We start from the raw sequence: 502 nt of genomic DNA, 5'->3' as shown, positions 1-502 counted from the left end.
GATAAATCCCTATCCTAGAGGAGTAATGCCGAGCTTACATAGATAACGGTTAATGATATGACTATGAAATCCTAAGAATTCTAGAGCAATCGTGAGATTGTGTTTAGTTTATTGAGGGAGGTTAGTTGAAGCAGGATTTTGTTTTTACGTTAAACTGTATACAGTTTAACGGTTTTAGGAGGTGAAAATGATGAAACGTGCGATAGGAATATTTCTTACTCTTTCATCTTTACTAACATACTTAATTGTGGACATGCTTTATGATCCTGTTGAGAATAAAATAACAACAACAGATATGAATTCAGGAGTTACAACAGCAACAGTACTATATCAATATCCTTTGATGTATTGGGTAATTTGTGTCATTTTAATAATTACTTTTATTCTTGGGATTTACTTTATTCTAGCAAAGGAAAAGCAATATGAGGAATGTCCACTCTTTGATACTCCAGAATATACTAGAAATAAGTGAATCGAACTAATGGGTGCTTTACTTCAATAA

Annotated in this window: 1 protein-coding gene; it reads left to right on the top strand. The window is 32.3% G+C overall.

Going from position 1 to position 502, the window contains the following annotated elements:
• Positions 1-190: 190 nt before the first annotated feature.
• Positions 191-472, top strand: a complete 282-nt coding sequence (locus Q8G36_RS28625; RefSeq protein WP_305163145.1) for a hypothetical protein — start codon at positions 191-193, stop codon at positions 470-472.
• Positions 473-502 lie beyond the last annotated feature (30 nt).

The sequence above is a fragment of the Peribacillus frigoritolerans genome (assembly GCF_030676415.1).
In the GTDB taxonomy this organism is placed as follows: domain Bacteria; phylum Bacillota; class Bacilli; order Bacillales; family DSM-1321; genus Peribacillus; species Peribacillus frigoritolerans_A.
This window is presented reverse-complemented; position numbering and strand designations above follow the sequence as displayed.